Genomic DNA, 13118 nt, shown 5'->3' on the forward strand with positions numbered 1-13118 from the left:
CATCCTTAAATATATTGAATGTTAAAAGTCCACTTTTGATCCTGAATTTCACCATTTACCTTATAAGGTTGACCATTTTTATCGATATATACGACACTTAGGCCTTGCTGAAACAATGGTTTTTGCGGCAATTCGTAGTCGGATTTGTTTGCAATTAAGCCAAGTTCATCGATGCTTACATTTATAGCATCTACATAATCGATATTTGCCAGTGGTATATTTTGCCGAATTATAATGGATTGAAGAGGCGAAGTAGTTTCAATTGCTTTATAATCATGAGACAGTTCAGCCAATGAAAAGGTGTTTTTTTCTTGTGATAGTCGAAGTATAACCAAATCCGGCTCCTCTTCCAATTCCAAAATTTGATTAAGCGCTATACTGTATAATACGCCTTGATAGTCGGTCCTGGCAACAAATATTCTGTTAGCCTCATCTCCTCTTAGCCCATTGAGCTGTATATCATTAAGCCATCTTGACCTACGAGTAATATGATAAAAGCAAGCGCCTGCATTATTTAAAAAATTGTTCATATCGCTTTTTCGAAGGTAGCAAATTAAAGAATGTTGTGCTTAACGAAAAGCGTTGCCTACAGATAAAATAAGATAATCCCAAAAAAGAGTTCTCCGAGTCGGATAACATCGGAGTCTTTTGCCATGCCTAACATCCACCTTTGTTATGTAATTCTCAAAATAAAGAATTACATAAATATGTATTTATATAAATTAAGAAGGAAATAACATGGCAAAGATTATCACGGTAGCTCACCAAAAAGGTGGCGTAGGAAAAAGTACAATGGCGCTTAATTTGGCGCTATGCTTTCAGGATCAATTAAGTGTAGCATTGGTAGATTCAGATTTACAGGGAAGTATCTACCATATAAAGGATGATTTCCCTGATTTAGCTATTTTATCTTCAGACCAAATAAGCGACATCTCCAATTTAGATTATGACCTGGTGATTGTTGATACCCCACCTTATTTGTCAAACAAATTAACAGCCCTCTTCCAGTTTTCAGATTTTGTACTGGTTCCTACAAAGGCAGGCTTCTTTGATGTCATGGCCATCCGGTCGACCCTTGCATTGGTCAAATTCTCCCAGGCAAAAAACACGCAACTAAAGGCCGGCATTGTCCTTAATATGATAAAGCCCAGATCAGCCATTACCAAAGACGTTACAGAGCTTCTACAGAGCCTTGGAACTCCTCTTTTAAAAACGATGGTGCATGACCGTGTTAGCATCACTCGTTCCTCTATGACCAACGGAATCCTAAAATCAACTGATGTAAAAGCGAAGGAAGAAATCACCTCTCTTGCAGAAGAGATCGTAAATCAAATCAGTGCATAAATACATTTTTATAGATTTCTGTAAATACAAATTTCTTCATTTATGCAATTAGATAATTATGTAATTCTATAGATACGGTTTATGCAAATATGTAATTACAGACAGGGCATTTAATTATGGAAGAATATAAAAACAAGCTGGGTAGCCTTGCCAATAAATTAAAGACGGATGCCCCTAAAATGCCTATTCAGGAAGTGCATCCGGTAAAATTGCCTGACGTGGAAAAGGAAGAAGAGGCCCAACTAAATACATGGATACCGAAGGGTTTGCTAAAGCGGATGAAGTCTTATGGCATTGATCAGGATCTATCTTTAAAGGACATCAACATACTCGCCATTAAATTCTTTCTCGATGCAAAAGCACCGCAGGTTGGAACTTGAAAATCATTGCGATATGCGCATTTGGACAGGATCATAATTAGTTAATAATGGAGGATTTGATAAGGGCTAATGACCTTTCGGAGGACTTAAACTGCTGTCTTTTTGCAGTTAGCAAGATGTACGTTTGTACCACAAACGGATCTTGCCCTTCCCTCCGAAGTCGGTCCGGGGCCATAGTCAAACCCTCCGAAGTCGGTTTGATTAGATTAATGTAATATGGAAGCAGAAAACGAAAACCGTTCAAAATGGATAAAGGTTCGCTTAAAACCAAGCGAAGAAATCTTGCTAAATAAACGCTTTAAAAAATCCACTTTTCAAAATGTAAGTGAGTTTGGAAGGGCGATGATATTGGGTAAACCGGTTACGATCATCCACCGCGACAAATCAATGGATGAAGTTTTGGAGGAACTGATCTTACTCCGGCGGGAATTAAACTTTATCGGCAATAACTTGAACCAGGCGGTTAGGAATATCAACAGTGCTCATGGGTTTCCCGATACCCGGTTATGGATGAACCTCCTAACCATTATCAATGGAAAGCTGGAGCCTTCGATAACTCAAATCAAGGAGCGGATGAACAAATATGCTGATCTATGGTCGCAAAAATTAAAAGTGGAAAAAGCCTGATAGGGGCTTTGAATTATAACGAAAACAAAGTTAAGGCCGGAAAAGCAACGCTGATCGCGGCAAGCGGTTATATGAAAAACCACGAAGCGCTATCGTTTTATGATAAGCTTTTTAGACTAACTGATCTGGCCGAAAGAAACATCAGGACCACAACGAACACGGTACACCTCTCTCTCAATTTCGATATAACTGAGCATTTAGAAAAAGAACGATTGATAGCGATAGCTGATGATTACATGAAGAGGATCGGATTTGAGTTTCAGCCATATTTGGTCTACAAACACGTTGATGCGGGCCATCCGCACATCCATATTGTTACGACAAATATTCAAACTGACGGTAAGCGGATCAGCCTGAACAATATCGGCAAATTGGTATCCGAGCCGGCCCGTAAAGCCATAGAAATTGATTTTGGATTGGTACGGGCATGTGACAAGAAGAAAGAAGAGATACAAAGACTGGATATCAAGCCATTTGAATACGGGACGGCGGACACTAAAAGGGGAATAACTAATATTGTTAACGAGGTCACCAAATCCTATAAGTTCACCAGCTTACCGGAATTGAACGCTATCCTGAACTTATACAACGTATCGGCAGATAAAGGCACCAAAGAATCGATCATGTTCAATAAAGGAGGGTTGCGCTACTGGGCCATCGACAAAAAAGGAAATAAGATGGGGGTGCCTATTAAGGCAAGCAGCATGTATTCAAAGCCAACTTTGAAATTGTTGGAAGATAGGTTCAGACTGAATGACTTTTTAAGGAGGCCATTTAAGGAGAAGCTAAAGGCCCGGATCGATAAAGTCAGAACTCAAGCAATCTCCCTGGAGCAATTTAAAAATGACTTAAAAAAGAACGATGTAACGGTGATCGTAAGACAAAATAGTGAAGGCAGAATTTATGGTCTAAGCTATATCGACCAGGTAAATAAGGCCATTTTCAATGGCAGTGACCTTGGTAAGAATTACAGTGCTGCCGCTATTATTGAATCGTTGCAATATAAACCAACCGGTAATGTAGCTACGTCTGCGGATAACATAGCTCAAAAAGCTACCGGTGCATTGCCAAACCAGGATCAACCATTTATAAAACAGCAGGCGAATGGATTATTAGATGAATTGCTGAATCCGCTCGACCCGAGCGACAGATTGCCGAACCAATTCGGCCCGAAGAAAAAAAGGAAAAAACGCAGGAAATTAAATCTCTAAAATTAAGATTATGCAAACCGGAGAAAACGAACAGGCATTAAGAAAGATCATCGACTTTACCAGGTTTTTAGGAATCCTTATCTTGATCTTACACTTCTACTTTAGCTGCTTTGGAGCGTTTAGTGAGTTGCACCTCAGCTATCCTATCGTGAATAGGATACTGGTAAATATTTACAAGCTCTCCATTTTCAAAAGTATGTTGATCGCCAAATCGGTCGCCATCATATTCCTGATCGTTTCTCTGATTGGGACTAAAGGAAAAAAAGACGAGAAGATTAATTTATCGACCGGTGTGACCTATTCGCTATTGGGACTCATACTGTATTATACAAGTGGCATTTTATTTAAACTACAAGTTTCTTATCTTTTAATAGCAAGCCTCTACATTGCGGTCACGACGATTGGGTTTTTGTTTTTCCTGACCGGTGTAAGCATGATGTACCGCATCATCAACGTCAACCTGAACAAGGATATATTCAATGATGAAAATGAAACCTTCCCCCAGGAAGAACGGAAACTGGAAAACGAATATTCCATTAATCTTCCCGCGAAATACTATTTGAAAAAAAAGGCACGGAACAGTTGGATCAATATCATCAATCCCTTTCGTGGTTCACTGGTCATGGGTACTCCAGGAGCCGGTAAGTCTTATTTTGTCATTCGGCACATCATTACGCAGCATATTAAAAAAGGGTTCACTATGTTCCTTTACGATTTTAAATATGACGACCTGAGCCGGATCGCTTATAACACTTTATTAAATAATAGCAAGGCTTATAAGGTCAAGCCGAAATTCTATGTAATTAATTTTGAAGACCTCAATAGGTCGCATCGCTGTAACCCGCTCGACCCGGCCAGTATGTGGGATATCACGGATGCAATGGAATCTTCCAGGACATTCATGCTGGGCCTGAACAGGGAATGGATCAAAAAGCAAGGGGACTTTTTTGTTGAATCACCGATAAACTTTGTAACTGCCCTGATCTGGTTTCTTAAAAAATATGAGGGTGGCATTTATTGCACCTTACCCCACGCGATAGAACTGGCGCAAGTCGAATACAAATTCCTATTTGCGTTATTGAGAACAGAACCCGAAATAGAAGTACTGATCAATCCCTTTATTTCAGCGTGGCAAAATGAGGCTTACGATCAATTGGAAGGCCAGATCGCCAGTGCTAAGATCAGTATGGCCCGGCTGGTATCTCCATCACTCTATTATGTGCTTTCGGGTAATGACTTTTCATTAGACCTCAATAACCCCATCGATCCGAAGATCATTTGTATGGGAAACAACCCATTAAAACAACAGGTGTATGGCGCGGTGTTAAGCCTCTATATCTCCCGCACCATTAAATTGGTCAATCAGAAAAACAAACTAAAATGCAACCTGATCTTTGATGAGTTCCCCACGATTTACTTTAATAATATTGACAGTTTGATCGCGACCACGCGCTCCAATAAAGTAGCTACCACCTTAGCGGTGCAGGATTATAGCCAGTTGAAAAAAGATTATGGCCGGGAGCAGGCGGAGGTGATCATGAATATCGTGGGTAATATTTTATCCGGCCAAGTTACCGGAGATACGGCCAAGCAATTAAGCGAACGGTTCGGTAAGATCATGCAGGAGCGGCAGAGCATTACCATCAATAGCCAGGATACCTCAGTAAGTAAGTCAACTCAATTAGAGTTTGCGGTACCGGCTTCCAAGATAGCAACCTTATCGTCTGGTGAGTTTGTGGGTTTGGTTGCGGATGATCCGGACAATAAAATTGATCTGAAAGTATTTCATAACGAAATTATCAATGATCATCAAGCAATTAAAGATGAGGAGGCTGCTTATAAAGAATTGCCGGTAGTCCGACAGATAGACAGCGATATGATTATGGCCAATTACCTCAATATCAAAAAGGATATCGAGTCGATTATCCAAAAAGAACTTACGCCAAAAGAAACTGCAGACTAATAATTACAACTATGGGGAGTAAAGGGTTGTATGTTATTTCATCAAAACGCTATTGAAGCGACCAATGTTTTCTTTGGCACTTAGAATATATTAGGTAATCCTGGATTTTATATACTACTAATGCTCCTTTTTATTACTACCCTTTTGCTACTGTTTTCAGGGTTTGATAAGCGGTTACTTTGATTTACAAATTAATCATTAACCGCTTGCTCCCCGGAGCAAGAAAAAAAGAAAGGAGTTGAGTGGCAAACAGGAAATTTCAATTTGGCGGGTTACGCGCCCTCCGGTAACTGTAGTTACCTTTTATTCAGATGACAACACCTCTATGTTCTATGGAAAATGTAATGAGTAAGAAAGTAGTATTTCAGAATAGTGGGATTTTAAAAGAATCGTTAGTCATTGCCTTGCGTTTTACCTGTATGGCTTTGTTTATTTACACCGCATACGCCAAAATAATTGACCACGAACGTTTTTTAAATGGTCTTTTAAGAGTGCACATCATCAATGGACTTGCCGTGTACGTTTCTTATATGGTGCCGATATTCGAGATCATTATTGCTTTGTTAATTCTTATCCCTCAAACGGCAAGACTTGGTCTATATGCTTTTGTTGGTCTGATGGCCATATTCACAGGCTACATAGTCAGCGTCTTGATTTGGGAACAGAAGCTTCCATGTCATTGTGGAGGTGCCATCGAAAAACTAAGTTGGAGCCAGCACATCTGGTTTAATCTCGCATATATTTTAGCTGCCTTATTTGCGCTCTGGCTAATAAAAACAAAAAAATATATCTTAAAAAATTAAAGAAATGAAAAACTTCAAACAAATAGCTTTTGGCCTAATGATAGGTGCTTTAGCAATCGGATTCAGTGCGTTTACTAACGCAAAAAATGTGAACAAGGCAAAATTTGCAACCGTGTATTACGGATTAAACCATGCAGGTACAACTTACGCCAGGGAGGTAGCTGACCCGTCAGACGATTGTACCGCACAATCTAACCTAAAAGATTGCACAATTAGCTATCCATCCGACCAGGGTGCAAGCTTTTCCGCAAGCAGTATACCCGCAGGTTCAACATCAGTAAGCGGCCCAGGTTGGGTTAACCCATAATATATATTTAATGGAACGGTGTGTTAAGCACCGTTCCATTTTTATAGATTTTTTTCGATCAAGGTAATAAAATTCTTTCTGCTGGAATCCGTCAATGGTTTTTCAGGGTTTGCTGAAATAACTTTCCCATCTTTTCCTATAATAAGCAAATTTGGATAAGAGGTATATTGATAATATTTCAATAAAGGATGTTGCTCCCCAAGTCCCCCGGTCCAAGCGTAAATAGATTTCTTTAATCCATAATGGCCCGTTCTGACGCCTTTCATGAAATCTTCAAAACTATGGGCTACCCCATCAAAACTAATAAATACGATATCGTTTTTACCACTGAAATACTCTTCTATAGGGCGCATTGCATTGGAAAGTTCGACACAATGCACACACCCATTGTAGTAAGTGTCTAAGACTACGATCTTGCCCTTTAGATCATTCAACCGGAGCCTTTTGGTACTCGATGTTTCCAGATCAAAATTAAAAGCCCTTGCACCGATTCCTTTTGCTGTTTTGGTTCTTTCGATAATCGCCCGGTTATCGCTATCCCTAACTAGGCCAATGGCTTCGTCAAACGATTGTATGGCTTCAGGGCTACGCTTTAACATTTGAAGAAAGCAATAAGGCAACACTTCATCCCTGATTGCGCCCTCGTACTCAGTTTTCAAATTATTGTAAACCAAATCAAATGGTGGGCGATATTGCCGGCTTCTTATCGATGCGACTATTCCATTCAAATAAAAAAGGTAATGGGTATAAACGAATGCGTTTTTAATCAGAAAGGGATCGGATGGCTGTAGACCATTTTGTTGTGTAATTTGATAATTGATCTCTTGTTTTACGTAAGCACTGTAGGCGGTATCTGATAGGTATTCAAACTTATAGATATTTGAAACATAATCCCAGTTTACCGCACTTGTTAGATTTAAACGGATTATATCCTTAATGGAATCGTGATTAATATTTTTATCCCTATTTAGGCTATCAAGTGCGATAGCTAAAATTTTATTTGTCCGTTTTTTATAACTGACCATCATGTTTTGCCATTTATCTTCCTTCGTCCAATTTTTTTGGTCAATAAGGAGCAGCCTCCACGCCCAATGCTGGTAATTTAATTTATCAGCACCTTTTCCGGTAAACCGCACTTCTTGAGGGCTTTCAACTTCCATTCCAATTTCATCCCCTCTTTGTATTATAAAATAGCCGTCGTTTATAGAATTTAAACTGCCTTTCTGTAAGCTGAAATAACCAACCGTGCCTTTCAATTCAATGGTCACTGAAATGAACCATTTTTAATATTTAATGGTATTATTTGGGCATTGGATGGGTCTTCCTGGTTGTAATGATCATAGTAAGTGATGAAGGGCTGGTCATCGTGAAAGTATGTCTCAATATAAGACTTGGAAATATGCCCGCTTATTTTTACACTCTCTGCAAAGCACACGTTTGGAATGGCACAATATAAAAGGCTGCAAAGGGCCAACATTTGATATAATTTTTTTTTCATGGTCTTGGTAATAATTATCTGTTATTTTGTTCAATGCCACTAAGCGTAATCTCATCGGAGGGTATCGGGAAGGTATATAAGGGCGAATTCGGAGACAGGGTGTAGGTAACACCGTTTAGGATTCGCTGTAAAATAATGTTTGCCCCGTCTCTATTCAGTCTTTTAATATCTGACCATCTTAAAGCGCGCCAAACAAGTTCTTTACGCCGCTCCAATAACACCATTGAGAGTGCAGCGGCAGGTGTGGATGCAACAAGCGGCGTAAATGATGAGGCTGAGAGCCGGTTCACCAACAGCTTATTTAACGCGTTAGTGGCGGTTTGCGGATCGTTTAGCCTGGCTGCACACTCTGCACTTACCAACAAAACTTCATCCACCGCAAGCCCGGTAAAAGCATAAAATCCACCGCCAACGTATCCCCGCTTTACATTAAAATTACCGAATGTGTTTTTTGCGAAAAAGATGGAAGAACGTAAATCGCCGTTTGAATAGAGTGCAAGGAGATTGGGGTCAACACCGATCGTAGAGATTGCAGTACCGTAGCCTGTTGTCAAAGTATAAGCAATTTCCTGGCTGGAATAAAAAATTGTCTCATCCGAACTGTAAGAAAATGGGGTAGCAGAGGTTTTACTGATTTTGTTATAATCTATGAGTTTATTATAGATCGCTAAACTTGAATTTGCTGCCTTTCCGGCTTCTACATAATTGCCCATATACAAGTAAACTCTTGCCAGCATGGCAAAGGCTGCACACTTTGACGGTCGGTTTCTATTCAGCACTGAAAAGTCTTCGCGTAATAGAACAGTGGCTTGTTGTAAGTCGGCAATGATCAGATCAAACGTTTGCTTTAAATTGGATCTTTGCAATGTCACATCAATACCGGATGATGTTCTTAAAGGTAAGCCAAGGTCTGTTGACGCGGAAGTTTGGTTATACACGGGGCAAAAGCCCTTCGCGAGATCATAAAACGCATAGCATCGGAAGAACAAAGCCTCGCCTTTGATATTATTATAATCAGCCTGGTTTGAGTTTGTTTGATCAATTTGTTTAATTCCGTCCAATACACTGTTAGCATAGAACACGCCTTTATATGGTTGATTCCAATCAAGTATATTGATTTCACCCCCATATAAGTCTTTCGCCCATAAATAAGCCCCTTTATAAGTTTGTTGGTCCAAAGCGTCAAAACTGGCTTTATCCTTGATAAAATACTCGTCAGATGACATTTGGGATAAGGCCCCGGTAGTGTTAAGTGATCTGAAATTATCTAAAAGCAGTTGATAATCATTTAGTGACATTGGATTAACGATGCTTGAATTAGGCTTGGCATCTAAAAAGCTTTTTTTACAGGACGGCAATATGATTGCAACACAGAGTAAAATTCTTATAGCATTTTTCATAATGTTTAATTAAAAGTTTGTTGAAAGGCCTATTGAAAGACTTTTAGGGTTAACATAGCTGGAATAAACAAAATCGGGGTCAGTTGTCTGCTTGGTAGCTTTCCATAGTATTCCAACGTTGGTCAAATAGGCATAGACTTGGAGATTTCTAAAAATCGGATTTCCTGTTAATGACCGGAAATGATAAGCCAGGCGAACATCCTGAAGTCGAATATTATCTGCTTTCTCGACAAGAACACTTGCCCCCTGGAAAAACCCATCTTGGGCATTATTCGCTGGGTACGATAACGCCGGGATATTGGTACGTGACTCGTCTCCCGGATTCTGCCATCTTTTGTCATAATCGGCAGCCAGGAAGCCATAGCTTCCGAAGCTGTTACTTCCGGAAAAAACGTTAGGCCTGCGGAAGTAATAATCGAACTTATAGGTAATATTAAAGGAAAGATCAAACTCCTGATATGAAAATGTATTTCTGAATGATCCATAAAAAAGCGGAGTTGCTGACCCGTTGTACACCAGATTGGAAAGGTCGGTGGAATTCTGAATTGCTGCATAATCTTCACTAATTACGCCATTTAACTTTCCCTGTGGCCTGCCCTGATTGTCAAGGCCCTTATAAGAGTAGCTAAATATCGCATTGTAAGGGTACCCTTCTACCGGATTGACATAGTTGCCGTTAATTATCTGAGCATTATTACCCTGCTTTACTTTATAATTGGTAATGATATCCTTACTATAGCTGAACAACAAGCTGCTGTTCCATTTCATTTTAGAATCACTTACACTATTTTTATTTAAAATTAAATCGATCCCTGAAGTCCTGGTATCAGCAGAATTCCCTTTAAACTGTACGATTCCTGTTTGCGGTGCAATGGGGCTATTCCCAATCAGGTCAATTCCGTTTTTTATATAATAGTCGATGCTACCGGAAAACAAATTCTTCTTACTCACAAAGTCAAGTCCGAAATTGACATTTCGATCTTTTTCCCATCGCAAGGAGGGGTTAGGTGGATTAATAATCGCATTGTAAGCGTTATTCCAATAATTTGTCCCTGAGTTTTGAGCGGTAAGATACGCGGACGTTGTCTTGTCGACATTTCCGTTATAGCCATATGTTGCCCGTAATTTCAAGACAGGGATGAGATCGAAATGATAGAATTTCTCTTTACTTAAATTCCACAGGAACCCTGTTGACCATAATGGTACTCCTTTTTGATTTGACTTTACACCGAAGATATTTGACTCGTCACGCCTTGCACTGGCTGACACTGTATATAATCCGTTATAGGTATATGAGCCATTAAAGAATGCTGACCGAATACGGTCAACGGAATAATTCTGTTGAGCACCATAAGGGATTCTATTTGACCCAAAGCCATAGTATTGTGGGAAATAGGTTAAAAAGTCAACAGGTACCGAGGAATCATCGGAAGTGTTAAACCCATAAAGAGTATTTGAAACTGACGTTGCTTGATAATCTTTTGTTTCGACCCCGGCCAGTGCATTTAATTCATGTCGTTCTCCGATTTTTTTTACATAGTTAATCTGACCTCTAACATAATTTGAGGTGTAGCTGTTATTACCTATGTTTTCTATTGCACCAAGAGGGACGGGCCTTGTTACTGTACCTGTTGACGGATCTATATGACTAAAGGAATTAATAAGATTCCTGGTATAATAAGAATCGCCATCATGTAGTTGCATGTTTTGATTTAGGCCTTTTTCATACTGATAGTTTATCATGAAGTCCAAGCCTTTTACAATTTTATATTTCAAATTAGCATTTAACTTATAGTCAGTTAATGTCGTTGAATTATTGCTGGTATTCTCGTCCAGCGGCCTGTAATTCCAATCCAGTAGCTTTCCCGTTCCGGTGGTATCCGTATATTGTTTTCTTAGCCCCCCGGTTTGTACTATAGAGAGATGATTCCCGTTTGCGTCCACGAGTTGTTCATATGGGTAAAGTGGATTAGTATAGGCATCGTGGTTTGTATTTGTTTTGCTTGTAGTAAGCATTATAGCTGCGGACAATTGCAGCCGGTTGTCAAGCAATTGATAAGTACTGTTTGCATTTAACGTAAACCTGTCATAGCTATTTGCTACGATATTAGTTAAATTCTTGTCGTAACCTGCCGAAAGGTAATAGCTATGCGTATCACTGGCACCATCAATGCTAATGGCATATTGTTGATTAACAGCCCTACGGTAAATGTATCTTTCGACATCTTTTCTGATATCGTAGGTTTTCAATTTATTCACAGAACTTGCGGAGTCCAATGCGGATATCTGTCCGTTTCGCTTTTGAAGAAATATCGCTAAAGCTGGAGAGATTGTGCTGTATCCATCACTTATTGTATTGTCGTAATATCCCCGACGGAACAGATACTGTTCCATATCTATAAAGTCAGACGAACTTATTTGAGGCTGATAGCCTAAATCAACCTTGCCTGTAACCGTTGTATTCGCATTAAAACTTATATGTGGCGTTTTTGATCGCTTACCTTTCTTGGTTGTAATTACAATTACGCCATTGCCTGCCCTAACGCCCCATATACTTGCCGCCGCAGCATCTTTTAAAATCGAAATGCTTTCGATGTCGTTCGGGTTTATATTATTCAGGTCGCCTTCATAGGGAAAATTATCAAGCACAATTAATGGGTCAGGATTTGAAAAAATGGTACTCCGGCCTCTGATACTGATAGCTGGATTATTTCCGTTACCAAGGCCTTTATTAAATAGCAGACCACTGGTTACGCCATCCAACCTGTCGAGTATATTTGTACTAACTCTTCGTGTTACTAATGTACTGTCTATATGAACGAAACTACCTGTCGCTCTTTCCTTTGGGATTGTCTGGTAGCCTGTTGAAACAATTGTAACTGCGTTTAATTTGGAAGCCGAAGTATGCAACATAATCCGTTGAAACGGCTGATCCGCTTTGACTTTAAAGGAAGCTGCATCAAAACCGATAAATGAAACTTCTATTTCGTCTCCATCTTCTGCATTGATTGTAAACACGCCTTGAGAATCGGTTACGGTTGCCTTAGATGTACCTTTGATTTTTATTGTTGCACCAGGCAATACAGCGCCTGTGGTATCGGTTACCTTACCGGTTATGATAACAGGGTTACTTAAAGTCTCCTTAATTTTATTTAAGGGTGTCCCTTCCTTTTTCGACACCACCACCATTTTTTCCTGTATCACAAAACTTAAAGGCTGTTCGGTAAATATTCTATCCAAAGCAGATTTTAATTCTTCATTTTGGATATTGATCGTAACCAACCGGGCCTTCTTTAAATTCTCGGTTGATACCAGGAAATCGTAACCGGTCTGGTCGCTGATCTTTTCAAAGATTTTATTCAATGGGGTGTTCTTTTCGGTCAGGCTGATCTTTTGAGCAAAAGTGCTGGCACTTACCTGGAGAATTGCGGTAATTAAAATGATCGTCGTCAGCTTCATAACCAACAGGATATTAGGAGCGCAGCCAGGCGGCTGCACCAATTTTTTTGAGTAAAAATTGTACATTTGTTTGAGCATGGTTTATGCGTTGCGCTTATTCATTTTCCAGATGCGAGCGGCGCTTCG

General features: G+C 39.7%; 12 protein-coding genes. 7 read left to right on the forward strand and 5 right to left on the reverse strand.

Translation table 11 applies throughout. The features are described from left to right. Nucleotides 1–5: 5 nt before the first annotated feature. Nucleotides 6–530 (reverse strand): hypothetical protein, encoded by a 525-nt coding sequence (locus ACQY4U_RS03025; protein ID WP_428327896.1) that lies wholly within the window; start codon nt 528–530, stop codon nt 6–8. Between the two features lie 208 nt (nt 531–738). Here ACQY4U_RS03025 and ACQY4U_RS03030 point away from each other — a divergent pair, with 208 nt between their 5' ends. The 7 genes from ACQY4U_RS03030 (at nt 739) to ACQY4U_RS03060 (ending at nt 6635) form a co-directional block, all read left to right on the forward strand. Next, nucleotides 739–1344: an AAA family ATPase gene (locus ACQY4U_RS03030; protein WP_428327897.1), complete on the forward strand. Its 606-nt coding sequence runs from the start codon at nt 739–741 to the stop codon at nt 1342–1344. Between the two features lie 116 nt (nt 1345–1460). After that, on the forward strand, nt 1461–1724 hold the full coding sequence (locus ACQY4U_RS03035; protein WP_428327898.1) for a hypothetical protein: 264 nt from the start codon (nt 1461–1463) through the stop codon (nt 1722–1724). A gap of 216 nt (nt 1725–1940) precedes the next feature. Further along, on the forward strand, nt 1941–2351 hold the full coding sequence (locus ACQY4U_RS03040) for a plasmid mobilization protein (protein ID WP_428327899.1): 411 nt from the start codon (nt 1941–1943) through the stop codon (nt 2349–2351). Continuing rightward, complete coding sequence (locus tag ACQY4U_RS03045) at nt 2318–3562, forward strand: relaxase/mobilization nuclease domain-containing protein (RefSeq protein WP_428327900.1); 1245 nt, start codon at nt 2318–2320, stop codon at nt 3560–3562. Before ACQY4U_RS03040 ends, ACQY4U_RS03045 begins: the two co-directional genes overlap by 34 nt. Nucleotides 3563–3572: 10 nt before the next feature. Continuing rightward, nucleotides 3573–5525 (forward strand): conjugal transfer protein MobC, encoded by a 1953-nt coding sequence (gene mobC / locus ACQY4U_RS03050; protein ID WP_428327901.1) that lies wholly within the window; start codon nt 3573–3575, stop codon nt 5523–5525. 344 nt (nt 5526–5869) lie between these two features. After that, complete coding sequence (locus ACQY4U_RS03055) at nt 5870–6328, forward strand: MauE/DoxX family redox-associated membrane protein (RefSeq protein ID WP_428327902.1); 459 nt, start codon at nt 5870–5872, stop codon at nt 6326–6328. Nucleotides 6329–6332: 4 nt separating this feature from the next. Next, a complete protein-coding gene (locus ACQY4U_RS03060) occupies nt 6333–6635 on the forward strand; it encodes a hypothetical protein (RefSeq protein WP_428327903.1) in 303 nt (100 codons plus the stop codon). 41 nt (nt 6636–6676) lie between these two features. Here the strand turns inward: ACQY4U_RS03060 and ACQY4U_RS03065 are convergent, their stop codons facing one another. The 4 genes from ACQY4U_RS03065 to ACQY4U_RS03080 are packed head-to-tail and all read right to left on the reverse strand — an operon-like array spanning nt 6677 to nt 13058. Further along, on the reverse strand, nt 6677–7903 hold the full coding sequence (locus ACQY4U_RS03065; protein ID WP_428327904.1) for a TlpA family protein disulfide reductase: 1227 nt from the start codon (nt 7901–7903) through the stop codon (nt 6677–6679). Beyond that, on the reverse strand, nt 7900–8133 hold the full coding sequence (locus tag ACQY4U_RS03070) for a hypothetical protein (protein WP_428327905.1): 234 nt from the start codon (nt 8131–8133) through the stop codon (nt 7900–7902). The genes ACQY4U_RS03065 and ACQY4U_RS03070 overlap by 4 nt, the downstream gene beginning before the upstream one ends. A 14-nt stretch (nt 8134–8147) precedes the next feature. Further along, complete coding sequence (locus ACQY4U_RS03075; RefSeq protein WP_428327906.1) at nt 8148–9533, reverse strand: RagB/SusD family nutrient uptake outer membrane protein; 1386 nt, start codon at nt 9531–9533, stop codon at nt 8148–8150. Nucleotides 9534–9542: 9 nt separating this feature from the next. Then, on the reverse strand, nt 9543–13058 hold the full coding sequence (locus ACQY4U_RS03080) for a SusC/RagA family TonB-linked outer membrane protein (RefSeq protein WP_428327907.1): 3516 nt from the start codon (nt 13056–13058) through the stop codon (nt 9543–9545). Between the last annotated feature and the right edge of the window lie 60 nt (nt 13059–13118).

Origin of the sequence: Mucilaginibacter sp., assembly GCF_965277465.1 — a bacterium.
GTDB lineage: Bacteria > Bacteroidota > Bacteroidia > Sphingobacteriales > Sphingobacteriaceae > Mucilaginibacter.

Coding starts and splice junctions, on each gene's coding strand:
- ACQY4U_RS03025 (WP_428327896.1), bottom strand. CDS start 530: ATGAACAATTTTTTAAATAATGCAGGCGCTTGCTTTTATCATATTACT.
- ACQY4U_RS03030 (WP_428327897.1), top strand. CDS start 739: ATGGCAAAGATTATCACGGTAGCTCACCAAAAAGGTGGCGTAGGAAAA.
- ACQY4U_RS03035 (WP_428327898.1), top strand. CDS start 1,461: ATGGAAGAATATAAAAACAAGCTGGGTAGCCTTGCCAATAAATTAAAG.
- ACQY4U_RS03040 (WP_428327899.1), top strand. CDS start 1,941: ATGGAAGCAGAAAACGAAAACCGTTCAAAATGGATAAAGGTTCGCTTA.
- ACQY4U_RS03045 (WP_428327900.1), top strand. CDS start 2,318: ATGGTCGCAAAAATTAAAAGTGGAAAAAGCCTGATAGGGGCTTTGAAT.
- mobC (WP_428327901.1), top strand. CDS start 3,573: ATGCAAACCGGAGAAAACGAACAGGCATTAAGAAAGATCATCGACTTT.
- ACQY4U_RS03055 (WP_428327902.1), top strand. CDS start 5,870: ATGAGTAAGAAAGTAGTATTTCAGAATAGTGGGATTTTAAAAGAATCG.
- ACQY4U_RS03060 (WP_428327903.1), top strand. CDS start 6,333: ATGAAAAACTTCAAACAAATAGCTTTTGGCCTAATGATAGGTGCTTTA.
- ACQY4U_RS03070 (WP_428327905.1), bottom strand. CDS start 8,133: ATGAAAAAAAAATTATATCAAATGTTGGCCCTTTGCAGCCTTTTATAT.
- ACQY4U_RS03075 (WP_428327906.1), bottom strand. CDS start 9,533: ATGAAAAATGCTATAAGAATTTTACTCTGTGTTGCAATCATATTGCCG.
- ACQY4U_RS03080 (WP_428327907.1), bottom strand. CDS start 13,058: ATGTACAATTTTTACTCAAAAAAATTGGTGCAGCCGCCTGGCTGCGCT.